We start from the raw sequence: 25,467 nt of genomic DNA, 5'->3' as shown, positions 1-25,467 counted from the left end.
TCTAACGATTCTAATTACTTGTTCTCTTTTACTACGCTGGTACCGGAGATCTTCTCGTAGTACTTTACGATGCTGGAGTGATCTTCCTTGTCGCAGCCCTCTGCTCTCAGGAACTGCATAACTTCCATCATCTGAGCGGTCAGCGGAGCCGGGGAGCTGATTGCATGTGCTGCATTCAGAGCGTTGTTCAGATCCTTGATGTGAAGCTCGATACGGAAGCCCGGCTTGTAGTTGCCCTCGAGCATCATCGGTGCCTTTGCATCCATAACGGTAGATCCAGCCAGACCACCACGGATTGCCTTGTAAACCAGCTCCGGATCGGTGCCAGCCTTCTTAGCGAAGGTCAGAGCCTCTGCAACTGCTGCAATGTTGATTGCAACTACCATCTGGTTAGCCAGCTTTGCAACGTTACCGGAACCAAGGTCGCCAACGTATACAACAGAACCAGCCATTACCATCAGCATATCATAGTACTTGTCGAACAGATCCTTCTTACCGCCTACCATAACAGACAGGGTTCCGTCGATTGCCTTCGGCTCTCCACCAGATACCGGTGCATCCAGCATCTCGATGCCGTGCTTTGCGCACTCCTCACCGATCTTCTTGCTCTCGGTAGGATCGATGGAGCTCATGTCGATCAGAACCAGACCCGGCTTAGCACCCTCAGCAACACCGTCCTTGCCCAGAACTGCTGCTCTTACGTGCGGAGAGTTCGGAACCATGGTGATAACTACCTCAACCTGGGATGCAACTTCCTTGCCGCTCTCTGCTGCCTTTGCACCGCAGGATACCAGATCTGCTACTGCCTCTTTATTAAAATCGAAAACCACCAGCTCATGGCCTGCCTTTACCAGGTTCTTTGCCATCGGTCTTCCCATGATACCAAGTCCAATAAATCCAATCTTCATTTCAATTTCCTCACTTTCTTAAAATATATGATAAGTTTGGTTGTTACTTCTTTTTTGTCTGTCAAGGAATCTCTTTCCTCAACTCTGACCTGATTATAAAAAATTTTTTTGCGGTTCGCAATCGGCTGTTTTACTAAATTCCATTTAAAATTCTATACAAAAAAGACAAGGTTTCATTTTTATCACCTTATCTTTTTATTTTATTTCTTTTTATTTCATTTTGCTTGCAAAATATTTCATATTTTCTCGCAGTTCGCGGCAGATTCCTGTTTTTTCGGATTCCATCCATCCAATCCACCAAGTACCTTCTGAATCGTGTACTCCTCTGCCAAAGCCGCCGTCAGTCTGTGCGTCCAGTCCGGGCGGGCGCCTGTATCTGCCCCCTGCCCCTTGCAGCCGTACTCTGCAAAAAACGAAGTCTCGTGCGCAAGCTCTTTTCCCCAGTCGTTCCATCCCTCCGCACAGATGTGGGCGCCGATCTCGCAGTTTAAAAGAACAACCTTTGCCCACTCTCTCCACGGACGGCCGAGGTAGACACTTTTCTCCGGACAGTTGCTCTCAAAGCGGCAATGACTCATCACATAGCCAAACGGCTGATCCTCCGGTGTGGACGGAGCCGTCACATATCCCCTGATCTCGCGATCGACATCCTTGGAAAACAGCGTACATCCCTCAAACCATGCCGCTGCACCGCCAAAAATAAAATCGACCTCGCCTTCGATATAGCAGTCCTCATAATACTGGCGTCTCTTTTCTCTCGGTGCAAACTGCTTCGGCCCGATAAAACCATCTTTCTCAATCTCCTTTGGCGGGAGCGGCGCCGTAAAGAGCGTATCCTGCCATCCGAGCAGCCGGCAACCGCGCACACAGAGGCGGTCGCCGTCCGCATAGAGCGCAATCGCCTGACCGACCTTTGTCCCCGGACCGGCTCCATTTTCAATCGTCAGGTTCTCAAGCGTCACATCCGGCGCATCGACAAACATCGTGTATGTCCGGAACGTTCCTCTCTTCTTTCCATCCTCAAGAATCGTCCGCGCGCCGAGCGCACAGGTAATCACCGTCTGCTCAGCCATCTCTCGGCTCTCCCCGCAGATTGTGACTCCGGGAAGGCGCACAGTCACCTGCTCCCTGTAGATACCCGGGTGCACGAGAATCCGGCGCCCAAGATCCGGATGACGCTCCAGATCATCCAAAGCTTCCTGAACCGAAGAAAACTGTCCATTCTCCGTCTCCACACACAGACTTTTCTGCTCCCATCTCTCATTTTTGTCCATTTTCCTGCACCTCTCCTGTCTTTCCTCTTTCTCCACCACATCTGCCACTTTAATCTAGCATTTTATTTACCAGTTAATCTGATACTTTTTCATCAGTCTCCACAGCGTGCTCTTGCTGATCCCCAGTTCCTGTGCGGTCTTCTCCCGGTTTCCTCCATGTTTCTTCAGCGCATCGAGGATCACCTGTGCCCGCGCACAGAGAGCTGGCGGCTCTGGGATCTGCTCCTTCTGCACGTTCTGCTCCGGTTGTGCCATCCGCCCCGCAATTTTGGAGCCAGCAAAGCCTGCTGAGTCCTCATTTCCCCATACCCTGCGGTGTGTGTTCTCCGGATAAAGCTCATTTAAAAGCGCTCCCACCACATTTTCATCAAGACTTCTCCGGTCTGCCGTCAAAATCAGGCGCTCAAAGAAGCTCTCGACCTGGAACAGGTTTCCACGCCACGGATACTGTGTCAGAAGCTGTTTTGCTCCCGCTGTCAGCACATGATAGCGCGAATATCGCTCACAGCAGTCCTGAAGCGTCTCCTCGAGTTTCTCACTCAGATCTTCCGGCCGCTCTCTCAGAGGCGGAACCGCCAGTTCCAGACCGGAGAGCAGATAATACAGATCCTGACTGATTCTTCCCTGATCTGCCAGAAGCGCAAGCGGTTCTCCGACCGTTGCCATCACGCGCACACTGACTTTTCTTAGCGAGGCAATATCTGCGCCATAGCAGACGCGAAAACGGATCAGCTGGTAAAGGCGGTACTGGTTTGCCGAAGTCAGATATTCGAGATCGCGAAGAAGCAGCGTTCCGCCCTGTGCCTGAAGAGCAGCCCCCCGCTCTCCGAAAATCATATTTCTCTGTTCTTCCCCGGTCAGCCCCTCACACGGCACATCGAGAAAAGGGCCCCGGCTGCGGCTTCCGCTGTTGTGAATGCTCTCCGCAATCATGCGCTTCTCCGTTCCCGGTTCCCCGGACAAAACAACCGGGTGCTCTGAGAGTGCATAGAGTCCCGCCATCCGAATGCACTCCTGCATGGCAGGGGATTTCTGAAGGATATCATCAAAACGGACAAGCGGCGGCAGACCTTTCTGTCCCCGCTCTTTATCCCGGCTCTTTTGGGGAAGCTGGACACTTTTTCTCACCCGGTGACAGCTCAAAATCGCACCATCCACCCGGCTCTCATAGAGAACAGGTGCAAGGAGGACGTAGAGGGAAACGTGACCGATCTCCATCGTCAGGGAATAATCTTTTCCTTCCCCCAGCACTTTTCTGAGCGCCTCATCCCCGATCGCCGGAACGAGCGTCCGGATGTTCTGGCCACAGAGCTTGTCCTGCGTTTTCCCGAGGAGATCCTCCATCACCGGATTCACTGCCGTGACAATCCCGTCCGCATCCATCCGCATGATTCCGCTGAACGAGTAATCGGAAATCGTCTCGATCTGGGCGGCGGTCTTTTTCTCCACGCTCATCGCATAATCCATGCTCTCCGCCATCGAGAATGCCTGGCGCATCGAATCTTCCGTCATGGAGAGAAAGAGCGACGGCACTCCCGCCTGAGTCGCAAGCGAAACCGCCGTGTCACCTCCGATAATCAGATCCGCCTGATCCTCCATTGCCGCCTGCACAGTCCCCGGAAGCCCTGCTCCCTGTCTCGCAAAGTACGTTCTCAGCTCAATCCCGTAAAGCTCATCGAAATACGACATGTCACAGAACATATTCTGGAATCCCACAACCGCGATCACCGGTCTCGGCTTCTTTATAATCTGCTTCGCCTTCATGACTAACAGTGCCATTTCCTGCGCCGTCAGCACAATCTCTACAACCGGAATATCGGTGTACTGTTTGATCAGGGACGCCTGAAGTCCGCGGGCGATGATGATCGAGGCTCCGTCTGCAATCGAACGTCTCGCCTCCGTCACCGCATTCTCCGTCCGGATCACGCGCATTTCCTGAATCTGAAGCTTTTTCTCCTGCAAAATATTGTGTGCCTGATGAAGCATTTCCTCCCTCGACACTAAAAGTGCAATCTTCCCCATAAAATCCCCCTTTCACTCTTCTAATTTCCTGTGATATGAAATGATATGATTATGATAACGAAAAATAAACGAAAACAGGCTGCCGCAAACGCCGGAACTGTCTCTCAGTCCGCCTTGCGACAGCCTCCTTGCTCAAAGCATGTCCTGTCTAACTGTTCCGTATGTCAGCGCAGTAAGTGCGCAGATCTGCCGGACAGTCATCTCGTCTCTTCGTTTTCTCTATCTAATTAATCTTCTAAATTAATCCTCTAATTAATCCTGTACATCAAATGTCATGTAGGTATCTTTCGGGATTGTCGTCTCATACATCGGCTTTCCGTCCGGATACTGGGATTCCTGATAAATCTTCAGATTTACCTCATTGTCCTGATACAGGCCGCCGAAGGTGTCATCGTCCGATTCTCCGTAAGAGAAATCCTGCACAGCAACCTGATCGTTGATGCACTTGAGCGCATCGCTTGCGTACTCTGCCGCATCTGCTCCGCTCGTTCCATCCTTCACAACAACTTCCACGTCAATGTACTCTTTGTCGAGATGAAGGGCAAAATCCACCTTGGATGCCATCGGATAATCATCTTCCTCCAGAATCACATCATTCACATCATCGTGAAGCTGATCCTCATCGATCTCAATATTCATATACATGTTGAAATCCGGTGCTCCGTCAGAAGCCGCCTCGTCCTGACGGACAATGTTGCTCTTGGTACAGCCTCCCAGCAGAAGCACACAGGCAGTTGCCAGAAGAAGGGAAGTCAGTGTTCTTTTTTTCATCATTTTTCCTCCTGATTTTTCATTACTTTTCAGATTTTATCAACTTTTTACCCCCGCCGCCTGACCACTCTATCTTTTCATATCCAAGCATCCATCATCAAAAACGGTCATCACAAAATCTATTCTTATTTTTATGGTGAAGGCGACGCAATACGATGTATTATATACGATCCCTTTTCATTTGAACAGGTTTTTCAGGAAAAAGTAAAGAAATTTTCACAATTTCGTTACGCTTCACGCGCCCTGCAGACAGCAGTGGATCTTCCCCCACCATTTTTTGTCTGCACTGTTTTTAAAAACATGAAAATGGGAAAAAACAGGCAAAACTTTCGTTAAAACCATAGCAAAATCACTTGCACATTTCGGTGCTGCATTTTATAATATACTGTATACAAGAATACCATGACATGATGCAAAGTAACGTTCGGACAGGCTGAATGGAACTGTCTGCTCAGCCTTCTAAGGAGGAATTTATGGCCAGACATCTTGCTCTGAAAGCATATGGAAAAATCAATCTGGGACTTGACGTCCTGAAACGCCGGGAGGATGGATACCACGAGGTCCGCATGATTATGCAGACTGTCGGCATCTTTGACCGCCTTGATCTGGAGCCAAAACCCGAACCGGGTATTTCGGTGGAATGTAATCTCTACTATCTCCCCACAAATGAAAACAATCTGGTATATCGGGCTGCCAAGCTCCTTATGGATGAATTCAACATCAAAGAAGGACTCTCCATCCGCCTGAAAAAATTTATTCCTGTCGCAGCGGGAATGGCTGGCGGAAGCAGTGATGCCGCTGCCGTTTTATTTGGAGTCAACCGGATCTTCCGTCTTGGACTCTCAATGGAACAGCTGATGGAGCGCGGCGTAAAAATCGGGGCAGATGTCCCCTACTGCCTGATGCGCGGAACCGCACTTTCCGAGGGAATCGGAGAAATTCTCACCCCACTTCCTCCTGTTCCTCAATGCCCGGTCCTGATCGCGAAACCATCCATCAACGTATCCACAAAATTTGTCTACGAGAACCTGCACCTCGATCAGCTCTCCCCGGCTGATCACCCCAATATTGACGGCATCATCGCCGCAATCCGCGACGGCCAGATTTCCGGAATTGCCAAAAATCTTGGAAACGTGCTTGAGAGTGTCACAATCAAGGAATATCCGATTATTCAGGAAATCAAGGATACCATGCTCAAATACGGGGCCATCGGTTCTCTGATGAGTGGAAGCGGCCCAACCGTCTTTGGCCTCTTCCCGGATCAGGACACCGCAGCTGCCGCCTATGAGCACATGCGGTTCGGAGAAGCCTCCAATCTCGCAAAACAGGTTTATCTGACAAACTTTTATAATCTGAATCAGAAGGAGAGTGCATTATAATGAATCATGAACTGAAAGTCAATATGAATGAATATCTGCCACTTCGCGATGTAGTCTTCAATACTCTGCGTCAGGCAATTTTAAAAGGAGAATTAGAGCCTGGTGAGCGTCTGATGGAGATTCAGCTCGCAGACCGTCTCGGTGTGAGCCGCACGCCGATCCGTGAGGCAATCCGCAAACTTGAGCTGGAAGGTCTCGTCCTCATGATTCCGAGAAAGGGCGCAGAGGTTGCAAAAATCTCCGAGAAGAGCCTGCGTGACGTTCTTGAAGTCCGCCGCTCCCTTGAAGAGCTCGCGATCGAGCTCGCCTGCCAGCGTATGACCGAGGATGATATCCGCGAACTTCAGGAAGCGCAGAACGCCTTCCGCATTGCAATCAATTCCGGCGATGCCATGAGCATGGCAGAGACCGATGAGCGCTACCACGACATTATTTACAACGGAACCGGAAACAACCGCCTCGTCCAGATCCTCAACAACTTAAGAGAGCAGATGTACCGCTACCGCCTCGAGTACATCAAGGATGCCGACAAGCGTCAGGTTCTTGTCGTTGAGCATGACAACATTCTCAAGGCAATCCGCGGCCGCCACGTCGCAGAGGCAAAGACCGCAATCCGCGAGCATATCGACAATCAGGAGATCACTGTTTCCAGAAACTTAAAGGAACAGCAGTAATCACGAAAAAATTTTTACCACGAATGTTGGAAGCTATTAAAATATACTTCCAACATTCTTTTTTCAGTCTGAAATCTTCCTCTGCTTAAAACTCCATTCATTTAAATTCTTCTCTGAAAACAGAAATTCAGCGCTTTGTCCGGGTACCAGGTAACTTTCCTTGGGTGTACATTGCATTTTTATTCGCACTCCTGTATAATGAAAGTTAATATGTGCTTGCAAAAAACTGCGCAAAAAATCAACACCTGCAAGGATTGATTCATTGGGATTTATTGGATTTATTTGAATTCATTTGGATTCATTAAGATTCATTGCGATAATCAATTCAGATACCTGACAGAAAATCCAAGCACATGAATATGTATGGAGGAACAAGCTATGTTTTCGGGACTTTTTAACTACGATAACCCCGTATGGAGATTTATCGGCAAATTTTTTGATATTCTGATACTCAACATCCTGTGGATGGTGTGCAGTATTCCGGTTTTCACAATCGGAGCTTCCACAACTGCCGTCTATTATGTGACGCTGAAACTCGTCCGCGATGAGGAGGGTTCCACTGTAAAGGCCTTCTTCAAATCGTTCCGCGAGAACTTCAAGCAGGCAACTGCAATCTGGCTGATCCTCCTGACAACAGGAATCATCATTGCCGGAGATATTTACTTTTTTATCCGAATCCAGAATGTATCCGCTTCTGTGAGAATGGTCATGCTTGCCATTTTTTCCGGATTTGGCCTGATCTGGTGCGGAATCAGCCTGTTTGTTTTCCCACTCCAGTGCCGTTTCTATAATCCGGTAAAAAAGACTTTATTCAACGCATTTTTCATGTCCATTCGCCACTTTCTCCAGACAATCGGAATTCTGGTAATTGACCTCGCGATCCCGGCGCTCGCGTTTTTTGTTCTTCCGATGCTTCAGCCTCTGCTGTTCTTATTCGGATTTCCGCTGTTAGCTTTCATCAATTCCTTCATGTTTGTCGGAATTTTTGACAAGTATATGCCAAAACCGACGGAGGAAGATGTGTCTGAATCTGGGGTATAACGAATTGTTAAGATCAATGATTAAGACGAAAGATTCATTTAAAGAATTGAACAAACCGAAAAGGACTTAAAATTATTATGCGAATTACGGAAGAATCCATGAAACAGGCTTCCGGCGAACTTCCTGTTGAAAATCAGGATGCAAAAAAACCGGAAGAACCGCATCTGACGGAGCGTGAAAAGCTTCGCTCCATGAATTTGAAAGACAAACTGTGGTACATCTGGAACTACTATCGCTTTCACATGATTGCGGCTGTCCTCGCTGTCGTCGTCGCTGTCAATGTGGGGACTGTCGTCTATCACAGCACCTTCCATACAGCGCTGCACTGCATGATTATCAACAGCCGTGATGAAGAGGGATTTCAAGCCGAACCGCTTGAACAGGATTTTGCATCCTGGGCGGGTCTGGGAAAGAAAGACGAAATTATCTCCGAGACGACTTTTCTCTCATTTGGAGATGATGTCTCCGAGTATATTTATGCTTCGATGGCTAAGATCTCCGCTCTTGTTGCAGCAAAAGATCTCGATGTGATGATCTGTGACGAAGAGACTCTCGATCACTATTCCTCGATGGACGGCTATCTTGATCTCGAAACAGTGCTTCCGGAGGATATTTTAAGTGTGGTAAAGGATCGTCTGTATTATACGGAAAATGGGGATGGAACCCGCCATGCATACGCTGTTGACATCTCCGGCACCGCATTTGCAGAGAATTCCAATATCCAGCTTTCACCGGCACTATTTGGAATTGTAAGCAACAGCACGCGGACGGAGACAGCGTCGAATCTGCTGAAATATATTTTTGAGGTTGAGAAGTAATAAACATTTAAAATATTTTCTTGTTTTTTACTTTTACGGCTCCGCAAACGGGCAAAGCCATGCAAACTCGTTCTCACTCCGGGTTCAGTCAGCAGAAGCGTCACTGGCGCTTCCTAGACATGCAGAGCAGCGCAGCGGTGCATAAGGTTGCAAAATACGCAACCTAAACACCGGCGCTTCACACGGGTTTGCATTGACTTGCCCGCCTGCGGAGCCTGTTCTGCTTTTAATTCCAGAAACTCTATAAATATAAATCCTATCCATATAATTCAAGATTTTTCAGTCATCTTTGGATACCTTATAAAATTTAATTTCTTTAGAAGACTCTCAGATGCCAGATTCGAAGCTTTTGTCACTGCAAATAACTCATAGTCATCTCCATACCACTTCTCTACATAAGAGAGAATTAATTTGCACGCTTCCTCTGCATATCCCTTGCGTCGATATGGGGCGAATGTGCGGTATCCCAATTCTAATTGTAAAACAAAATCTTTCCCTGTTTCATTTTCTGCTTTATCCCGGTTATCACTATGCCCAGAACTTTGACTTTGGCAGATACCGTTTTTCAAATCTCTATTCTTCCATTTCCACACATTCTGTGGCTCATGAATTTTTACACGGTTGTTTCCCGTCCGTTTTTTCTCATAGTCCCAGACTCCTGCTGTCCCGACGAGGATTCCATCTGCCCGGCGTTCTATGCCCCAAAGCCCATACTCGTAAAAGCGATACTGGCTCTTTAAGTATGCGAGATATTGTTCCTCATTGGAAAAAGCGTCTTCTTCCTGACTGACTGACGCAAAGTCTTCTGGCGTAAGCTCTCGAATCAAAAGGCGATCTGACTCAATAATATGCCATGGCAAACCGAGATGACGACGGAGCACTCTCTCGAGATATTCTTCATCCACTGCCTCAAATGCCTCTGCTGCATATTCTACGCCGATTCCCGAAAACATCTCACCTCCAACTGCGACAAAGGCTCTCCCCGCCGCTTTCGCGGCAAGGAGAGCCTCTCTCTCATCAGATACGGTAATCTCGTATGTGTTTCCGTCAATCAGCAATTTTTGCTGACGAGTCATCACGCCTTCTCCGGCTCGTCGTAATCTACGCCAAAGGTATCTACGGTGATGCTCTTGATCTTCTGCTCTTTCAGCGGGCGATCACTGTAATCGGTGCGGGTCTCTGCGATCTTGTTGACAACATCCATACCCTCGACAACTTTTCCGAATGCTGCGTAAGCACCGTCAAGATGCGGAGCTGCCTTATGCATAATGAAGAACTGAGAACCTGCGGAGTTCGGCATCATGGAACGAGCCATAGAGAGAACACCCTCTGTGTGCTTTAAGTCGTTCTTGAAACCGTTCTGAGAAAACTCACCCTTGATGGAGTAGCCCGGGCCACCCATTCCATTTCCCTGTGGGCATCCACCCTGAATCATAAAGCCCTGAATAACGCGATGGAAAATCAGACCATCATAAAATCCCTTCTTTACCAGGCTGATAAAGTTCTTTACCGTGTTCGGTGCGATCTCCGGATACAGCTCTGCACGGATCTGATCGCCATTTTCCATTGTGATCGTAATCTCTGGATTCTTGTTCATGTTTGTTTCCTCCTGAATGGTTACTTAATTATTATTTAGTTTTCCCCACCTATAGAGGAGGGGACATCTACTCTGAGTTATAATACGTCTGAGAAATGCGGTCTGAGGCGTTTGAACACCTTCAGTCCAATCAGTCCAATCACAATCGTGAATGCCCAGAAATAAATCGTCAGGCGCGGACGCTCCCAGAAAAAGCTGCCTGTCAGCATGCTGTCACGGTAACCCGCAACAATGTAATAGAACGGATTGACTTTGAGAACAGAGACAATCCACGGATAATCTGCTGCAAACATGCTCTCATCATACATGATCGGCGTCAGCCACATGCCAAACTGGAGACAAATGCTCACAATCTGAGCCATATCCTTGAAAAATACATTTACTGCTGAAGTAAAGTATCCAATCGCCAGCGCCAGCATGGACGCCGCAAATGTGTAATAGACCACCTGAAGCCAGCTGATTGCCGGCATTCTTCCGTAACAGAGGCACATCACAAACATGATTGCCACGAAGAATGCATGCACCAGAAGGCAGGAAATCAATTTAATCACCGGAAGAATCTCTACCTGAAAGACCACTTTCTTTACCAGATAGCTGTACTCCTGAAGACATCCTGTCACACAGTTGAGTGCCTCACTGTAATAAAACCACGGCACAATACCCGGAACAAGCCAGAGTACATATGGAACTCCCGGTACCGGCGGAGCGCTCTTAAACCCAAGCTGGAAAATGAAGAAATAGATCGTCACCGTTACAATCGGCTGCACAATCATCCATACCACACCGAAATAAGAACCGACGAAACGTTTTCTAAAATCTGCCTTTGCCAGATCCCAGATAAGTCTCCGCTTCCGAATAATTTCTTTTAAAAGAGAAAGCACATAAATCATATAAATATGGCCCTCACTTAAAACTTAAACGTCTCTTTGAAACCGCCCCACTTCTGATCCTTCTCAGAAATGATCAGCTCCACGCCATCCTGAAGCGGCCATTCAATGCCGATCTCCGGATCGTTCCATGCCATTCCGCCTTCATCGCCCGGATGATAGAAATCGGTGCACTTGTAAACGAACTCAGCCTCGTCAGACAGAACAAGAAATCCGTGTGCAAATCCCTCCGGAATGTAGAACTGCTTCTTGTTCTCTGCACTCAGCTCAACACCAAACCACTTTCCATAAGTCTTAGAACCTGTGCGCAGATCAACTGCCACATCAAATACGGTTCCGCGAACGACACGAACCAGCTTTCCCTGCGGGAACTGCTTCTGATAGTGAAGGCCGCGCAGAACACCTCTCGTGGACATAGACTGGTTATCCTGAACAAATACCATATCCAGTCCGGCTTCCTTGAAATCATTCTGATTGTAAGTCTCCATAAAATAGCCGCGCTCATCCTTGAATACCGTCGGCTCAATGACACAAAGTCCCTCAATCTCACAGGTCGTCACTTTAATTTTTCCCATTGTGTTTTCCTCTTCTTTTTCTGACCGTTTCCGGTCATTTCATTCTACATTTCTCTATCTGGAATCCATATCCATTCACCACATTTGCATACGCTTTGTGAATATCTCTTTCCGCAATGGCGACGCAGCCGGAGCCATTTTACAATTTCTTATATACAAACAAGCATGTACGCTAATCAGCTAATCATAAGATATGAGCGAATCATTTATATTTTTATACCCTCATACTTACTACGCTGTACAGGCGGATCAAGGCATATGCATCCAGACAGCACATCAGATACAATATACTACGATTTGGATTCTTTGTCAAAACCACGGTATTATTTTTGAGTGCAAGGAGAAGCACCGGTAAAAATGGCAGGAAATAACGCCCCTGCACTCCATTGATCACCCGTGCGCTCAGCGGCGTCCACGCAACCAGCATCGAGAGCATCACAAGCCCGGCACAGCCTGCACAGACAACACCGATCCAGACCCTCTGTCCTCCCGAAAAATGCAGATTTTCTCCTGGTTTGCGGAAAGCAAGCCCTAAAAGGCACAGCGAGAGCGTCACAACAACCACATACGGCACATCAAGCACCGGATCAAGATTTCCAAGACTCGCTCCAATCATCGTCAAATGATACTGCTGTGCCTGCCAGAGAATCGTCTGGTAAAAAATTTTCACGAGTCTCTGCGGCTGGTGGATCAAAAGCGTCAGCGTGTAGCCCGGCTCTGCCGCCCACTCCACGAAGCTGTCCGCCTCCGTCGCAACCGCATAGGACGCAATGATCTGGCGGTTGACGAAAAACATCGCAAATGCAAATGCCAGTCCAACCGCAGCCGCCGAGATCAGCCAGCTCTTCCAGTTTCCAAACCGTGCAACCGGGATCAGCAGACAAAGCCCCATTAGCGGCGCATAGACCATCTTGCACGGTCCCGCAACCGTCATCAGAAGTGCCAAAAGCGCGACATCCCGTTTTCGCACTCTCTCCTGTGCACTTGCCAGATCAAGGCAGACTGCCGTGAGCAGAAAAAAGCAGCCCATAATCATCACATCATACGAGTATGATGCCGAGAGATGAATCGTCATCGGAAGAAGTGCCACACCAAACAGCACCTCTTTTCCAAATGGCAGCCGCCTCATCGCAAGCGTCGTCATCACGACAAAGAAAATGAGATTACAGATCCGCCCCAGATACAGAAGCGGAAGCGTCCCAAGCCCAAACAGACGGGCAGCTGCAATGCCGATCGCCTGCGGAAGATAAGCGAGCGGTGTCGTCGTCACCGGCGGAAACAGTGAATCCGCCTCCGTCGCCCCAAGTTCTGTGTGCCGGAGATTTTCCGGAACCCCATTTTCAAAAATTTCATGAATCTGGCGGTAAGATGCCTCCTCAAGCGGCTGGGCAATCACTCTGTTCTCGCCGGACACCGACACATCTGCCTTCCAGGTTCCATCCTCCCCCATCTCATACACATGACTTGCATCAAGATCTTCCACCCAGACATCCTCCGGTCGAAGAAGCACACGCCCATAGCGGTCCGTTGCCTGCGCTCCGATCAGACGGCTTGAAAGTTCATAGGCACTCACATAGTGGCTGATCTCATCCGGTGCCGAGAGCGGCGGAAGAATAAAAAGAGAGAGAAGTCCGAGTAAAAGTCCCGCAAACAGATAGATCTTTTCCAGAGAAAGTGTGAAATTTCCCTGCCACTTTCTTCCAATCAGTCCGCATCCCAGAACGAAAACTCCTGCTACAGATACAAGTGCAAGCACAAGATACCAGAACACGAGCCAGCTATCTCCCATCGCACCGGCACCGGCACGCACATCCTGAAGATGATAGAGCGCAAAAAAAGTGACAGCCGCAGTTCCTGCAAGGATTCCTCCCCAGTCTTTCACGGCAAATCTCTTTTTCTCCTGCCCGCTGCCCGCACAAGTCCCCTTCTTCGCCTCTTTCTCACTGCTCTTTATGCAATTTTTCTTCTTCATGGAATTTCTCCTCCAGTGCCATCTGCTGCACCAGCTCTTTGACTCTCGTCTCAAGCTGGGAGATGTGAATCGTCATATAAAAAACCTTCACAATCAGCACAAAGATCGCAAGCACAAACAAAAAATTCGTCGTCGCATAGATTCCGAGAAGCCGGGCACAAAAATCTGCGACCGGTGGAAAGACACTGTATACAACAAGAACCAGAGCGAGCACAATCCAGAAAATAGAGCTCTCAATCTGAACCTTTGAACGGCGGATCTTGTGCATCATCAGGGAAAAGGTTCCAAGTGATGCCAGAATCAGCAGCACCCTCAGGGTTGTTGTCATCATGATTTTTCCTCCTTCCATCTGCGCTCCCAGTATGCCGGACTCATGCTGCACCACAGAATCATCTTTCTCGGGAGACTGCGGTAGCGCTTTCCGAGACGATATCCCAGATATTTGCATCCGCTTGAGACGACAAGCGACGGAATCAGCCAGAAACGCCCTCTCTTCAGCAGTTTCCCTGCCGTCTGCTTGACGAGGCGAATCCCCTCTCCTTCTGACGGGAGACCCTCAAACACCTCTGGATGGTCTGCCTGGGACACCGCCATATCGAAATTCCGGTGGAACTGCTGCATCGGAGTCAGATTGTGCGAGTGAATCACCTTTGCCGACGGGACATAGGCGATCGCATATCCATCCTGAATGATGCCGCCCGCATAGATCATGTCCTCATTGAAGATCGTGCTCGTGATAAATCCCTCCCGCGCCTCAAAAACATCCTTCCGGTACGCACAGCAGACATTTGATGCAAAATACGTCTTGATTCCGAGACGCTCTAAATCCGCCTTCGTCTTGACCATCGGCTGATCCGGATAATTGAAATCTCTCGTGAGCCGCTCAATCAGATGGCAGTCCTTTGCCGGAAGCTGCCGTGCATATGCCTGTGCGACAACCTCTCCCTGCGGTCCTGTCTGATCAAAAGCTTTTAGAAGCTCCTCAATCAGGTGCTCATCCTGGGGAACGGCATCCTGCGTCATAAAGACCATGATGTCCGCCTCCGAATACCAGGCCGCCAGATTTCTCGTTCCACCGTGATCAAACTCCGCCTTCGTCACATGGTGGACCTCCAGTCCCCGGATTCCCTTGTATCCTTCCTCATTCCAGTACGACTCTTCCGTATTCATTACAATGATCCGGCGCGGTTTCACCGTCTGTCGCTCCAGCATCTGCAACAATCTTGCAAACCGCCGGTCCGGCCGATACGCCGGAATCAGCACATCTACCGTCATTCCTCATCCTCCTCCTGCGCCATGCGCTTTCCGCACCGCAGTCCATACCAGGCACACGCCGCAAATCCGGCCGCCATCATCACCATCAAAATCAGATAAGAGCGGGCAGCACCATTGATTCCGCTGCGCTTTACCATCGCAGGCGCCAGAATCGCCGCAGCTCCCGTCATCACCACATAGACTCCGAAGATCTCTCTCTGGCGTCTCATAATCACAAGCACGTAGTAGCAGAGATTCAAGAGTGCATAGAAACCTCCGCCCGCCACAATCATCAGAAATGCAAGGCTGTATTTCGTCAGCATTCCCTCATACGAGCTTCCAAGAAGCATCTCCATGACCATGAGCACCGGTTTTCCAAGAAGTGCCGTCGCCGCCGTCGCAAGCAGCGCAAGTCCGCTGATCACTCCGGTCAGCATGCGCAGTCTCGCAACAAAAGAATCAAACTGCTTTCCGGTCCAGTCATCCGTAAGACCGTTCAAAAACGGGCGGATCACAAATCCGGCTGCCAGATTGATCACAGAAGTCGGCATGAAGATAATATTGAAAAATCCGGAAGCCGCATCATTCATATTTGCATCTATCGCATATTTTGCGGCAGAAAATACATAGAAATCAAGGAAAACAGAGATACTGAGCAGCACCGTTGCAAAAAACAACTTTTTAATCCGCCGCCTCGACCACCGGTAGTCGATGTGATAGCGCCCAAGCACCGCAATGTCAAATACATACAGCCCGACAATCTGAGCCAGAAGTGCTGCCATGCAGGCAAGCAGAAGATTTCTTCCCGGCGTCATCATCAGCACTGCAAAAAACACGCTGACCGACAGAATCGTCCGGAAGGTGTTCGCCTTTCCGGTCAGATACAGTCTGCCAATTCTCTGAAATTCCGACTCGTACACATCTGCAAAACCGTCAATCACCTTGTACCCGATCAGCAGAAAAATCACGATGGTCTTCTCCGGATCATACCGGTTCACTAACACATAGAGACATCCGAGAAAAAGAGCTGCCGCACACGTGATGTAGCGCATATGGAGATAATCTCCGAAGAGATATTCCTGTCTGGAATCCGTAATCTGAAACGGACGGACTCCAAAATATGCCAGAAGAAACATCTGCTGTCCCACAGTGCTGTATCCGAATGCAAAAACACCGCCTTTCTGGCTTCCCGCCACACGCATGACAAGAAATGCCAGAACCATGCTGGCAAATGCATAGCAGAAACTTCCAAGCATATTCCAGTAAAGATTCATCTTCTGCCGGTCTTTTCCGGTATGAATCAGAAGATCTGTCACATAGTTCATCATAAGGGAAAATCCTTTCCTGACCCTTTTCTTTTTCAAGTAGCGATCTCCGATCCCTCTATCTCTTTCGGAAATTCTGGATAAACAGAATCGAGATCAGAATCCGCGACATGTAGCTGACTGCAACCATCGGCTTTAAGTAACTCTCTCCGCCTGCACGCGGCGCAATCTTCACCGGCACCTCCGCAATCTTTGCGCCCTGCTTGAGCAGATAAGACACCGTATCCGGCTCCGGGCCGTAATTTAAGTTCAATGCGAATTCACGGATCATTTTCTGGCTGAACATCCGCATTCCCGAGGTCGGATCTGCAACCCTCACCCCTGTTGTCAGGTAAATCGCACTCTCAATCAGCCTGCTTCCGATCATCCGGAAAGAGAAATCCTTCTTCTGATCCACAAAACGGCTTCCGATCACAATGTCGTATCCCTCTTTCATTTTCTGCATCATCGGCTCAATGTATTCCGGCCGATGCTGTCCATCCCCGTCAAACTGAATCGCATACTCGTATTTCCGATAGTAGGCATATTTCATTCCTGCCTGAAAACATCCGGCAAGTCCGAGATTGACCGGCAGATCGAGAAGATTGTATCCATGATCCCGGCAGATCTCCTCCGTCCGGTCCGTCGAACCGTCATTCACGACGAGATAGTCATACTGCGGATACTTCTCCTCGAGTTCTCCGACAACCATCTCAATATTTGCTTCCTCATTGTAGGCGGGAATGATCACCAGTACCTTATTTCTCATCACACTCTTCTCTCCTGTCACCCTTCTGTCCCCTGCCGAAAACCGAGAATCACATCACAGATCTCATCCACAACTTCCACCGGCAGATCTGCAAAAAGCGGCAGCGTCAGCACTTCCGAGGCAATTCGCTTTGCAACCGGCGTGTCATCCGCACAGAAGCGATCCCGATAGCATGCGTAATCATTGATGCACGGATAGAAATATTTTCTCGCAAAGATATTGTGCTCTTTCAGCGCCGAAAAAATCTCATCACGTTCCGCTTCGTATCCCTCAAATACCACCGGCATATATGCATAATTGTAGCGAACAAACGGATTTTGCGGGCAGAGACGGATTCCCGGCACACCGGAGAGTCTCTCGCGGTAGCGCTCTGCAAGCGCTTTTCTCTTTGCGATCTCCCCATCAATATGACGCAGATTGCAAAGTCCCATTGCCGCCTGAAATTCGTTCATCTTACCGTTCGCTCCGACATATTCCACACTCTCATATCCCGTGATTCCAAAATTCTTGAGCTGATAAAGGCGATCCTTGAGCCAGTCCTCGTGAAAGGCAACAGCACCGCCCTCAATCGTGTGATAGACCTTGGTCGCATGAAAACTCAGCATCGATGCATCTCCAAACCGGGCTGCCCCGCGCCCTTTCCACGTCTCGCCGAATGCATGCGCCGCATCATAGATCACGCGGAGATTGTGACGCTTTGCGATCTCTTCAATCCGCTCGACATCACAGAGGTTTCCATAGACATGAACCGGCACAATCGCACAGGTCTTCTCCGTGATCAGATCCTCAATCTTGTCCACATCCATCGTGTAGTCCGTCTCATTGATATCACAGAATACCGGAGTCAGACCATTTCGCACAATCGCGTGCGTCGTCGATGCAAAGCTGAACGGCGTTGTGATGACCTCTCCCTTTAAATCAAATGCCTGAATTGCAAGTTCGAGCGCTGTATGACCATTTACAAAAAGTTCCAGCTGGGGAACATCCAGATACTCCTTAAGCTTCTGCTTCAGTTCCTCGTGATAAGCTCCCATATTTGTCAGCCAGGCACTCTCCCAGATTGGCCTTAGCATCTCGACATACTCCTCGAGCGGCGGCATCGACGAGCGCGTCACCATCACGGGCTGTTCATGCTTCTCCATGCAAGTTTTCCTCCTTTTTTCGAGTCGATCGTTCGATTTTTATCTCTATCTTTTCTATGGATCTTTATCCCAATCTCTCGATCTGATCTCTATTTCATTCGATACTCGGTGTAGCGTCTGGCAATGTACTGATTCTCCACAACAACCGGCATTTCCGGTGTCTTTCCCATAAAACATGCCAGATGTGCCCGAATCATATCATATCCCGCCATGCAGGAAAACGCAACTCCTCCCGAGAAACGCGGGTTGCACTCGAGGAAACAGTAACGGTCCCGACTCGGTCCCGTTTCATCCCCGGCATTCTTCTCCCGATGCACTCCGTCACTCTGCGTATCAATAAACTCAAAATTCACACAGCCGCAGATATCAAGTGCCTCCGCGATCTCACGACATTCCCGCTCAAGCGCTTCATTGTGGTAGACGTACACCGATGTTCCCGCTCCATTTAACGTTCTTAAAAGTTCCCTCCGTGCAACCGCCGCAGTGATTCCACTCTTCGGATCCCTTACAACATCGACAGTCACAACACTTCCGTCAATCATCGGCTGGACAAGGAACCGGCCGCCATGTTCCACACACTCCTGAACCACATATGCCATCTGTCTGGCATTTTTCACGCGGGAGAGTCCCTGACTGCTTCGCCCGTCGACCGGCTTGATGATAAGCGGATAGGAAAGATTTTCATAAGCAGATCCCGACTCGGTCTTTACAACCTCGTCAAGCTCTCTTCCCGGAATTGTCCGGCAAAGTCCGCACTCTGACAGGAAATTCTGCATACTCTCCTTATCCCGGCAGAGACGGATCGTCTCAATTCCGGAGATGCAGAGCACGGCGTGAAGTGGAGCAAATTTTTCTGTTACCCCGGATTTTTCTATCTCATCCACCTTATTAGTCTCATCTGCACACTCAACTCTCCACTTCTGAAGAACATCGACCTCAACGTCCGTCAGCGGAAGCACAAAATCCACGTTTTCCTTTTCACAGACCTCCATGAGAAATGCGCGGTACGCCATCTCATCCGTCGCGTAGGGGGCCCGGTAGCACACGTCCACATCTGCAGAATCTGCCACCCACTCCGCCGGATAAATATCGCAGCCGATGACCCTCATTCCCTCTCTTCTGCACCCCGCAATCACCTCGCGCGCAGAAAAGGATCCGATCGCTGTCACAAGCGCGGTCTTTCTCTCATCCTCTCTCGCCATCTCCATTTTCTATCTGTCCTTCCTCATTTATGTCTATATGATTTCGCTTATTTTCATTTATAACTCAGAGCGGATGCGCAAGCATCGACTTGAATTTAGCCATCCCAGCCCAACTAGTAAATAACAAGTAACTCGAATCAATTTGAGTAAGCGCCATAAGGCGAAGAAGTCACTGCAAACCCGTGTGAGACGCCGGTGCTTAGGCTGTGTCTTTTACAGCCTTATGCACCGCTACGCTGCTCTGCATGTCTAGGAAGCGCCAGTGACGCTTCCGCTGACTGAACCCGGAGCGAGAGCGAGTTTGCAGGACTTACTTCTGCCGTTGGCGCCAAATCAATGCGCTTGCCACCGCTAAAATCAAACTAAACTCTCTTGCGTTTCTGAACCATTCCGCACAGATAGCGGAAACTCTCTAACTTAAATCCCCACGCAAGTGCCGCGTAGATCACAATTCCCGCCGCAATCTGAATCACAAGCCTGATCCACACGGACATTCCGCCCATCGCATCTCCAAGCACCATGACTCCCGCGCACATCACCGCTGAGAGCGCAACCGGCGGCATCACATCCATCCACTGGTGCCAGATGCTGTAACCGAGCAATTTCTTGTTCGGGGCCGCATTGATAAAAGTGCACAGAAAATCCTGAAACGCCTTCAGGCACACCATCACATAGACATCAAACTGCATGCCGATCACAAGCGCCAGCACACTTAAAAGTTTCTTCACAATCTCAAGTTTCAGGAAAATATCGCTTCGTCCGACCGCATTGATCGCCTGAAGATTCGCGATGTGGATCGGCCAGAAGCAATAAGAAATACACATAATCCGCAGAAACGGCACACAGATCATCCACTTTTCCCCGAGCAGTGCCAGAACCAGAGTGTCCGCGACCGCAAACATTCCGAGAAGCATCGGAATCACCGCAAAAGAGCTGAGCTGGATCGCCCGCCTCATCATCTGGTGAACCGCTTCCCTGTTCTCCTGTTTCTCCGCAAACGCCGGCAGAAGAACCGCCTGAATCGCCGCCCCGAGATTCGTCGCAATCAGTTTCGGAAACTGCTCTCCGCGGTTGTAGCTTCCCAGTAATTCTTCATTATATATCTTTCCAATCAAAAGTCCATACAGATTGTTGAAAACATTGTCGAGAAGGGACGCACACAGAAGTTTCCAGCCAAATGCGAACATCTCCCTGACGCGCGACGCTGCAAAACACAGCTTCGGTCTCCATGTCACCGTAAAAAACAGCGTGATCATCAGTGCCAGATAGTAGCTGATCTGCTGCCAGACCATCGCCCAGACGCCAAAGCCCAGATACGCCATCGCCACACTGATCGCTCCGGAGAGAATCGATGCCAGAAGCGTAGAAAGAAAAAGCCCGCGAAATTCCATATTCCGGGACACATAGGAAGTCTGCACCGAAATCACAGCGCCTGGAAACAACACCACCGCAAGCACTCTCACGATCTCAGTCAGATGGTCAATCTCATAAAATCCGGCAATCACCGGCGCCATCAGATACAGCAGCACATACATCACTGCCGACATTGCAAGCTCAAAATAGCAGACGGAGGAGAAATCCAACTCGTCCGCATGGCGTTTCTGAACCAGAACCGTGCTGAATCCGCTCTGGACAAACACATTTGCAATCACAATAAAAATGGAGATGATTCCGACTACTCCATATTCCGCCGGACTCAAAAGGCGTGCAAGGATTACCGCAATCACAAACTGTACGCCCTGCGCGCCTCCATTTTCAAGAACTTTCCAGAAAAGTCCCTTCACTACCTTTTGTTTCATTTCTGTCTCTGCCACACTAAAACTCCTTACTCTGCCCGGTGAAACCGCTTCTGCAACATCGCATAAAGCCCGGGTGCCATTGTCTCAAAGCGGATGAAAAAGCGCGTTCTCAGATTGAGCTCCCGGTAAAACCGGCGATATTTCCGGTCGAGCACCTTCTCATATCTGCGCGTATTGACCCACGTCAGGAAACGGATGCGGGCCGCTGCCCTCTCCACCGTCTGGTGAAAGCGCTCCCCGCTCTCCCGGTCAAATCCGCGGTACATCTCCTCCATCGCACGGGCATATTTTTTCTGTTTTTCCTCGTAATTTCCCTGCTTCATGAGCGTTGTCCACGATGCCGCACCGCCGAGCCGGTACACGCACATGCACCGGTCCATATAGTATGCCCATCCGCGCGCCGCACTCATCAGCTGAAGCGGAATATCCGCAATCGGAGCATTCACATAGAAATCCGGCAGATGCTCCACCATACTCCGGCGAAACATCAGAGAAGCCGTCGGATAACCCGAAGTCTTGTCAATGATCTCCTCCGGGCGAATCTTTCTGCTCCTGCGATACGGACGCATCCTGTGTTCCGTTATGGCCTTTCCCTGAACTTCAACCTTTGCGCTGTGCAGGCAGAGGGAACAGCCCGGATGTGCTTCCATGAAGTCGACCTGGCGCTGAAGCTTCGTCTCATCGGTCCAGTAATCATCGCCCTCACACATCGCGATATATTTTCCCCTCGCTCTCGGGAAATTAAAGGTTCCGCTGATGTTCGTGAGTCCCTGAGAGTATTGATTTTCTGTCTGGAGAATCGGGAAAATCCGGTCCGGATAACGCTTCGCATACTCCCGAATAATCTCAGCCGTGCGATCTGTCGATGCATCATCGTGAATCAAAAGTTCCCACTGAAAATCCGTTTTCTGCCTGATAAAACCTTCCAAGGCATCCCGAATGTACGCCTCCTGATTGTAAGTGATGCAGCAAATGCTGACCATGATCTCCCTTTTCTCTGAATCCATGATTTCTTTTCCGTCCTATTATCTTTCACGGGCTAACCGTTACAATATCCTTACATTTTTCTTGCCAATACCTTTTATTTTACAATATCCCCCATAAATTGTAAATCAAATATGGAATTTTCCTCTTGTTTGTGTTAGATTAGCAGTGTATAGATTTTATTTTTCAGGAGGATTTTCTCATGTATAAAAAACATATATGCAAAAAATCCGGCCTTGCACTGATGCTTTCCGGCATCCTTGCAGTCGGATCTGTTTTCCCTGCATTCGCAGATACCGTGACCTTCAATGCACCCGGTACGACGACAGAGAACACATCATCTGCACAGAGTACCGAGACAACTGCCACCGCAGAGACAAGCGGCACAATCCATGCAGGATCTACCCAGGTCGAGACCGGCGGTCCGGGCATGCCTTCCCAGTCTTCTTCCACCACAGAGGCGACTCCCGAGGGTGTGACCACCAATTCACCGGGTGGCACGGCGGATTCCTCAGCTACCACTTCCTCTCAGGAGAACGCCGATGTCTCTTCCGAAGGCAATGCACTGACGGATGCTCAGGGTGCCGAGCTTGAGGCTGAGCGCGCTGCTGCCGAAGCTGAAGCTCAGGAGGACTCTAACAACCCGTTGAAGGTTCCGCTGCGCGAACCGCACTTGCAGACAACCGTTCTTCTGATCGCAGACGGAATGACCTGGTCAACCCCTTATGTCAACGATCAGCAGATTGAGGGCGCTTCCGCAGGATTCAGCTCGATTTCCACCTTCCTTGAGAATATCCACGGAGATCTTCTCTACCGCACCTACAATTCCCAGACCGGATGGACCGGATGGGCAATGAATGGCCAGCAGACCGCAGGTGCCGCAAATCCGATCCCAGTTGAGGCGATCCAGTACCGCTTCGCAGGAATCGTCGGCGACCAGTTCGACCTCTACTACTCCACAATTCTGAGCGATGGCACCCACACCGGATGGGCAAAGAACGGCGAGAGCGCAGGTTCCATGAACAAGGGACTCTTCATCACCGGCTATCGTCTCGCATTCTTCCGCAAGGGAACAAACGGAGCGGAGGCTCTCGACACGACAAATACCCTTGTGTCCGACCACGCAGACGGCATCCAGCTCGTTGACGGCGCAATGAGATACATCCACGGCGACGGCTCGAACTACACCGGATGGGGATGGCAGGGAAGCGACCGCTACTACTTCAAGGATTCCGTTCCGGTAACCGGATGGCAGTACATTGACGGTCTCAAGTACTATTTCCAGGAGGACGGCAAGCTTGTGACCGATGTTGAGTCTCTTCTCGGAAGCGATGGACCGTACATTCTCAAAGTCAACAAAGAGATGAACTGCCTGACCGTATATGCTCAGGACGGCGGAAACGGCTACATCATCCCGGTCAAGTCCTTCCTGACCTCCGTCGGCGATGACACTCCGGTCGGCACCTTCAAGACTCCGGAGAAATACCGCTGGAGACTGATGATTCACGATGTCTACACCCAGTACGCAACCCGTCTTGGTGCCGGACTTCCGATTCTGCTCCACTCCATCATCTACGATGCACCAAACTCCTACACGGTTTGGGCAAGTACATACAACAACATGGGAATCGCCCGCTCTGCCGGATGTATCCGTCTTGTCAGCGGAGATGCTAAGTGGATTTACGACCACTGCCCGATCGGCACCAGTGTTACCGTGTACAACAGCGAGATTGCGGGACCGTTCGAGCGCCCGACGATCAAAGAAGAGATTCCGTTCGAGCAGACCTGGGATCCGACTGACCCGAATGTCACAGAAGAAGGTATCGCTCAGGCAACTCAGCAGATCCTCTCAAAGGCTGCTGCCCAGCAGTAATTCCATAATAAATCAATAAGAAACCAACACAAAAATGGCTACCGCAGATCTGTGCGATAGCCATTTTTTACCATATTAAGAAGATTTGCATCTATAAAACAGAACTGATCTCTTTTAACATCTTGTCGATCTGAATCGGCTTTGCCAGATATCCGGTCATTCCTGCTTCCTTCGCCAGCTCCCGGTCTTCCTCAAACGCGTTCGCTGTCATTGCAATGATCGGGATCGTCTTGCAGTGCTGTGCCTCCATCGCACGAATCTTTCTCGTCGCCTCATATCCATTCATGATCGGCATCTGAATGTCCATCATAATCAGATCATACTGTCCCGGTTTGGAAGCCGCCATTCTCTCCACGGCAACGGAACCATCCCCCGCAACCTCTACGGAAAGTCCGGCCTGTGTGAGAATCTCATAGGCAATCTCCTGATTCAGCTCATTATCCTCCACGAGAAGGACTTTCTTTCCGGCCGGAACATGAATCTCATCCTCCGGCTTCGGCTTATTGATCTCCATCGGCTTTGTCAGAATATCCATGAGCTCCGACATAAACAGAGGCTTCTCACAGAAGGCGGTCACGCCGGCCTCTCTCGCCTCTTCCTCCACATCTGACCAGTCGTAAGCCGTCAGAATGATGATTGGACTGCTGTCTCCGATGACTCTCCGGATGCGGCGGACAGTCTCAATGCCATTCATATCCGGCATCAGCCAGTCGATGATATAGGCATAAAACTCATCTCCCATATCCACGGCATGTTTCGCGCGGATCACAGCCTCCTTGCCGGAAACCGTCCACTCAGAACGCATTCCGATCTCCGTCAGCATCGAAGAAATGCTCAGGCAGGTGTCCGTATCATCATCCGCAACAAGTACGCGGAGTCCCTGCAGGGAATCAATTTTCTTGTAGACTTTTTTCTCCCCATTCAGCCGGAACGTCAGACAGACATCAAACACACTGCCGACACCCTCCTCACTCTCCAGCTGGATCGTTCCGCCCATCATCTCAACAATCTTTTTCGTGATCGCAAGACCAAGACCTGTACCCTGAATGCAGTTGACAGTTGCCGTCTCCTCACGCGAGAAATTGTGAACTGCCCATTGTCTAAAGCCAATGGGCTTCCTGCTTCACAGACCTCGTGACCTACTATCTCCACAGGCGTTAATTCGGGCAGTCCCCGCCCTATATATTTATTCTTCTTATGCTATTTGTCGTAATCCCTCTGC

At 49.7% G+C, this 25,467-nt stretch carries 23 protein-coding genes; 5 read left to right on the top strand and 18 right to left on the bottom strand.

Going from position 1 to position 25,467, the window contains the following annotated elements; all coding sequences use genetic code 11:
* Window positions 1–14 precede the first annotated feature (14 nt).
* The 4 genes from garR to ACR0QE_RS07545 form a co-directional block, all read right to left on the bottom strand.
* Window positions 15–908: a 2-hydroxy-3-oxopropionate reductase gene (gene garR, locus ACR0QE_RS07560; protein ID WP_432627760.1), complete on the bottom strand. Its 894-nt coding sequence runs from the start codon at window positions 906–908 to the stop codon at window positions 15–17.
* A 236-nt stretch (window positions 909–1,144) separates the two neighbouring features.
* On the bottom strand, window positions 1,145–2,182 hold the full coding sequence (locus ACR0QE_RS07555) for a pectinesterase family protein (protein ID WP_432627759.1): 1,038 nt from the start codon (window positions 2,180–2,182) through the stop codon (window positions 1,145–1,147).
* Between the two features lie 66 nt (window positions 2,183–2,248).
* Complete coding sequence (locus ACR0QE_RS07550; RefSeq protein WP_432627758.1) at window positions 2,249–4,204, bottom strand: PrpR N-terminal domain-containing protein; 1,956 nt, start codon at window positions 4,202–4,204, stop codon at window positions 2,249–2,251.
* A 252-nt stretch (window positions 4,205–4,456) separates the two neighbouring features.
* Window positions 4,457–4,975, bottom strand: coding sequence for a hypothetical protein (locus ACR0QE_RS07545; RefSeq protein ID WP_432627757.1), 519 nt, complete (start codon window positions 4,973–4,975; stop codon window positions 4,457–4,459).
* Window positions 4,976–5,448: 473 nt separating this feature from the next.
* Between ACR0QE_RS07545 and ispE the strand changes: the two genes are divergently transcribed.
* The 4 genes from ispE to ACR0QE_RS07525 all read left to right on the top strand — a co-directional run bounded on the left by ispE (window position 5,449) and on the right by ACR0QE_RS07525 (window position 8,887).
* Entirely contained in the window at window positions 5,449–6,354 is a 906-nt protein-coding gene (gene ispE / locus ACR0QE_RS07540; RefSeq protein ID WP_432627756.1) for a 4-(cytidine 5'-diphospho)-2-C-methyl-D-erythritol kinase, read from the top strand.
* Entirely contained in the window at window positions 6,354–7,028 is a 675-nt protein-coding gene (locus tag ACR0QE_RS07535; RefSeq protein WP_432627755.1) for a GntR family transcriptional regulator, read from the top strand. The genes ispE and ACR0QE_RS07535 overlap by 1 nt, the downstream gene beginning before the upstream one ends.
* A 378-nt stretch (window positions 7,029–7,406) precedes the next feature.
* Complete coding sequence (locus tag ACR0QE_RS07530) at window positions 7,407–8,069, top strand: YesL family protein (protein ID WP_432627754.1); 663 nt, start codon at window positions 7,407–7,409, stop codon at window positions 8,067–8,069.
* A gap of 77 nt (window positions 8,070–8,146) precedes the next feature.
* The gene (locus ACR0QE_RS07525; protein WP_432627753.1) at window positions 8,147–8,887 is read left to right on the top strand and encodes a hypothetical protein; all 741 of its coding nucleotides are present in this window, start codon (window positions 8,147–8,149) and stop codon (window positions 8,885–8,887) included.
* Between the two features lie 269 nt (window positions 8,888–9,156).
* Here ACR0QE_RS07525 and ACR0QE_RS07520 read toward each other — a convergent pair whose 3' ends face one another.
* The 13 genes from ACR0QE_RS07520 to ACR0QE_RS07460 all read right to left on the bottom strand — a co-directional run bounded on the left by ACR0QE_RS07520 (window position 9,157) and on the right by ACR0QE_RS07460 (window position 22,395).
* A complete protein-coding gene (locus ACR0QE_RS07520) occupies window positions 9,157–9,963 on the bottom strand; it encodes a GNAT family N-acetyltransferase (RefSeq protein ID WP_432627752.1) in 807 nt (268 codons plus the stop codon).
* Window positions 9,963–10,484 carry a peptidylprolyl isomerase gene (locus tag ACR0QE_RS07515; RefSeq protein ID WP_432627751.1) on the bottom strand — a complete coding sequence of 174 codons (522 nt, stop codon included), beginning with the start codon at window positions 10,482–10,484 and terminating at the stop codon, window positions 9,963–9,965. Before ACR0QE_RS07515 ends, ACR0QE_RS07520 begins: the two co-directional genes overlap by 1 nt.
* 77 nt (window positions 10,485–10,561) lie before the next feature.
* Window positions 10,562–11,374 (bottom strand): ABC transporter permease, encoded by an 813-nt coding sequence (locus ACR0QE_RS07510; protein ID WP_432627750.1) that lies wholly within the window; start codon window positions 11,372–11,374, stop codon window positions 10,562–10,564.
* A 17-nt stretch (window positions 11,375–11,391) separates the two neighbouring features.
* Window positions 11,392–11,946 (bottom strand): dTDP-4-dehydrorhamnose 3,5-epimerase, encoded by a 555-nt coding sequence (gene rfbC, locus ACR0QE_RS07505; protein ID WP_432627749.1) that lies wholly within the window; start codon window positions 11,944–11,946, stop codon window positions 11,392–11,394.
* Between the two features lie 214 nt (window positions 11,947–12,160).
* Complete coding sequence (locus tag ACR0QE_RS07500; protein ID WP_432627748.1) at window positions 12,161–13,918, bottom strand: DUF2142 domain-containing protein; 1,758 nt, start codon at window positions 13,916–13,918, stop codon at window positions 12,161–12,163.
* The gene (locus ACR0QE_RS07495) at window positions 13,887–14,249 is read right to left on the bottom strand and encodes a DUF2304 domain-containing protein (RefSeq protein WP_432627747.1); all 363 of its coding nucleotides are present in this window, start codon (window positions 14,247–14,249) and stop codon (window positions 13,887–13,889) included. The genes ACR0QE_RS07500 and ACR0QE_RS07495 overlap by 32 nt, the downstream gene beginning before the upstream one ends.
* Window positions 14,246–15,193 (bottom strand): glycosyltransferase family 2 protein, encoded by a 948-nt coding sequence (locus ACR0QE_RS07490; RefSeq protein WP_432627746.1) that lies wholly within the window; start codon window positions 15,191–15,193, stop codon window positions 14,246–14,248. The genes ACR0QE_RS07495 and ACR0QE_RS07490 overlap by 4 nt, the downstream gene beginning before the upstream one ends.
* On the bottom strand, window positions 15,190–16,500 hold the full coding sequence (locus tag ACR0QE_RS07485) for a lipopolysaccharide biosynthesis protein (RefSeq protein ID WP_432627745.1): 1,311 nt from the start codon (window positions 16,498–16,500) through the stop codon (window positions 15,190–15,192). Before ACR0QE_RS07485 ends, ACR0QE_RS07490 begins: the two co-directional genes overlap by 4 nt.
* 55 nt (window positions 16,501–16,555) lie before the next feature.
* Complete coding sequence (locus ACR0QE_RS07480; RefSeq protein WP_432627744.1) at window positions 16,556–17,245, bottom strand: glycosyltransferase family 2 protein; 690 nt, start codon at window positions 17,243–17,245, stop codon at window positions 16,556–16,558.
* 17 nt (window positions 17,246–17,262) lie between these two features.
* Entirely contained in the window at window positions 17,263–18,387 is a 1,125-nt protein-coding gene (locus ACR0QE_RS07475) for a DegT/DnrJ/EryC1/StrS family aminotransferase (protein WP_432627743.1), read from the bottom strand.
* Window positions 18,388–18,476: 89 nt separating this feature from the next.
* Window positions 18,477–19,595 (bottom strand): ATP-grasp domain-containing protein, encoded by a 1,119-nt coding sequence (locus tag ACR0QE_RS07470; protein ID WP_432627742.1) that lies wholly within the window; start codon window positions 19,593–19,595, stop codon window positions 18,477–18,479.
* A gap of 356 nt (window positions 19,596–19,951) precedes the next feature.
* The gene (locus tag ACR0QE_RS07465) at window positions 19,952–21,403 is read right to left on the bottom strand and encodes a lipopolysaccharide biosynthesis protein (RefSeq protein WP_432627741.1); all 1,452 of its coding nucleotides are present in this window, start codon (window positions 21,401–21,403) and stop codon (window positions 19,952–19,954) included.
* 11 nt (window positions 21,404–21,414) lie between these two features.
* Window positions 21,415–22,395 (bottom strand): glycosyltransferase, encoded by a 981-nt coding sequence (locus ACR0QE_RS07460; protein WP_432627740.1) that lies wholly within the window; start codon window positions 22,393–22,395, stop codon window positions 21,415–21,417.
* Window positions 22,396–22,574: 179 nt separating this feature from the next.
* Here ACR0QE_RS07460 and ACR0QE_RS07455 point away from each other — a divergent pair, with 179 nt between their 5' ends.
* Window positions 22,575–24,245: a L,D-transpeptidase family protein gene (locus ACR0QE_RS07455; protein WP_432627739.1), complete on the top strand. Its 1,671-nt coding sequence runs from the start codon at window positions 22,575–22,577 to the stop codon at window positions 24,243–24,245.
* Between the two features lie 91 nt (window positions 24,246–24,336).
* On the opposite strand, the gene ACR0QE_RS07450 is transcribed toward ACR0QE_RS07455, so the two are convergent.
* Window positions 24,337–25,356 (bottom strand): response regulator, encoded by a 1,020-nt coding sequence (locus ACR0QE_RS07450; RefSeq protein ID WP_432627779.1) that lies wholly within the window; start codon window positions 25,354–25,356, stop codon window positions 24,337–24,339.
* Between the last annotated feature and the right edge of the window lie 111 nt (window positions 25,357–25,467).

This window comes from Brotaphodocola sp. (assembly GCF_050873065.1).
Taxonomy (GTDB): domain Bacteria; phylum Bacillota; class Clostridia; order Lachnospirales; family Lachnospiraceae; genus Brotaphodocola.
The sequence above is the reverse complement of the archived record's forward strand: the minus strand, read 5'-3'. Positions and strand labels throughout refer to the sequence as shown.

Coding starts and splice junctions, on each gene's coding strand:
- garR (WP_432627760.1), bottom strand. CDS start 908: ATGAAGATTGGATTTATTGGACTTGGTATCATGGGAAGACCGATGGCA.
- ACR0QE_RS07555 (WP_432627759.1), bottom strand. CDS start 2,182: ATGGACAAAAATGAGAGATGGGAGCAGAAAAGTCTGTGTGTGGAGACG.
- ACR0QE_RS07550 (WP_432627758.1), bottom strand. CDS start 4,204: ATGGGGAAGATTGCACTTTTAGTGTCGAGGGAGGAAATGCTTCATCAG.
- ACR0QE_RS07545 (WP_432627757.1), bottom strand. CDS start 4,975: ATGAAAAAAAGAACACTGACTTCCCTTCTTCTGGCAACTGCCTGTGTG.
- ispE (WP_432627756.1), top strand. CDS start 5,449: ATGGCCAGACATCTTGCTCTGAAAGCATATGGAAAAATCAATCTGGGA.
- ACR0QE_RS07535 (WP_432627755.1), top strand. CDS start 6,354: ATGAATCATGAACTGAAAGTCAATATGAATGAATATCTGCCACTTCGC.
- ACR0QE_RS07530 (WP_432627754.1), top strand. CDS start 7,407: ATGTTTTCGGGACTTTTTAACTACGATAACCCCGTATGGAGATTTATC.
- ACR0QE_RS07525 (WP_432627753.1), top strand. CDS start 8,147: ATGCGAATTACGGAAGAATCCATGAAACAGGCTTCCGGCGAACTTCCT.
- ACR0QE_RS07520 (WP_432627752.1), bottom strand. CDS start 9,963: ATGACTCGTCAGCAAAAATTGCTGATTGACGGAAACACATACGAGATT.
- ACR0QE_RS07515 (WP_432627751.1), bottom strand. CDS start 10,484: ATGAACAAGAATCCAGAGATTACGATCACAATGGAAAATGGCGATCAG.
- ACR0QE_RS07510 (WP_432627750.1), bottom strand. CDS start 11,374: ATGATTTATGTGCTTTCTCTTTTAAAAGAAATTATTCGGAAGCGGAGA.
- rfbC (WP_432627749.1), bottom strand. CDS start 11,946: ATGGGAAAAATTAAAGTGACGACCTGTGAGATTGAGGGACTTTGTGTC.
- ACR0QE_RS07500 (WP_432627748.1), bottom strand. CDS start 13,918: ATGAAGAAGAAAAATTGCATAAAGAGCAGTGAGAAAGAGGCGAAGAAG.
- ACR0QE_RS07495 (WP_432627747.1), bottom strand. CDS start 14,249: ATGATGACAACAACCCTGAGGGTGCTGCTGATTCTGGCATCACTTGGA.
- ACR0QE_RS07490 (WP_432627746.1), bottom strand. CDS start 15,193: ATGACGGTAGATGTGCTGATTCCGGCGTATCGGCCGGACCGGCGGTTT.
- ACR0QE_RS07485 (WP_432627745.1), bottom strand. CDS start 16,500: ATGATGAACTATGTGACAGATCTTCTGATTCATACCGGAAAAGACCGG.
- ACR0QE_RS07480 (WP_432627744.1), bottom strand. CDS start 17,245: ATGAGAAATAAGGTACTGGTGATCATTCCCGCCTACAATGAGGAAGCA.
- ACR0QE_RS07475 (WP_432627743.1), bottom strand. CDS start 18,387: ATGGAGAAGCATGAACAGCCCGTGATGGTGACGCGCTCGTCGATGCCG.
- ACR0QE_RS07470 (WP_432627742.1), bottom strand. CDS start 19,595: ATGGAGATGGCGAGAGAGGATGAGAGAAAGACCGCGCTTGTGACAGCG.
- ACR0QE_RS07460 (WP_432627740.1), bottom strand. CDS start 22,395: ATGGATTCAGAGAAAAGGGAGATCATGGTCAGCATTTGCTGCATCACT.
- ACR0QE_RS07455 (WP_432627739.1), top strand. CDS start 22,575: ATGTATAAAAAACATATATGCAAAAAATCCGGCCTTGCACTGATGCTT.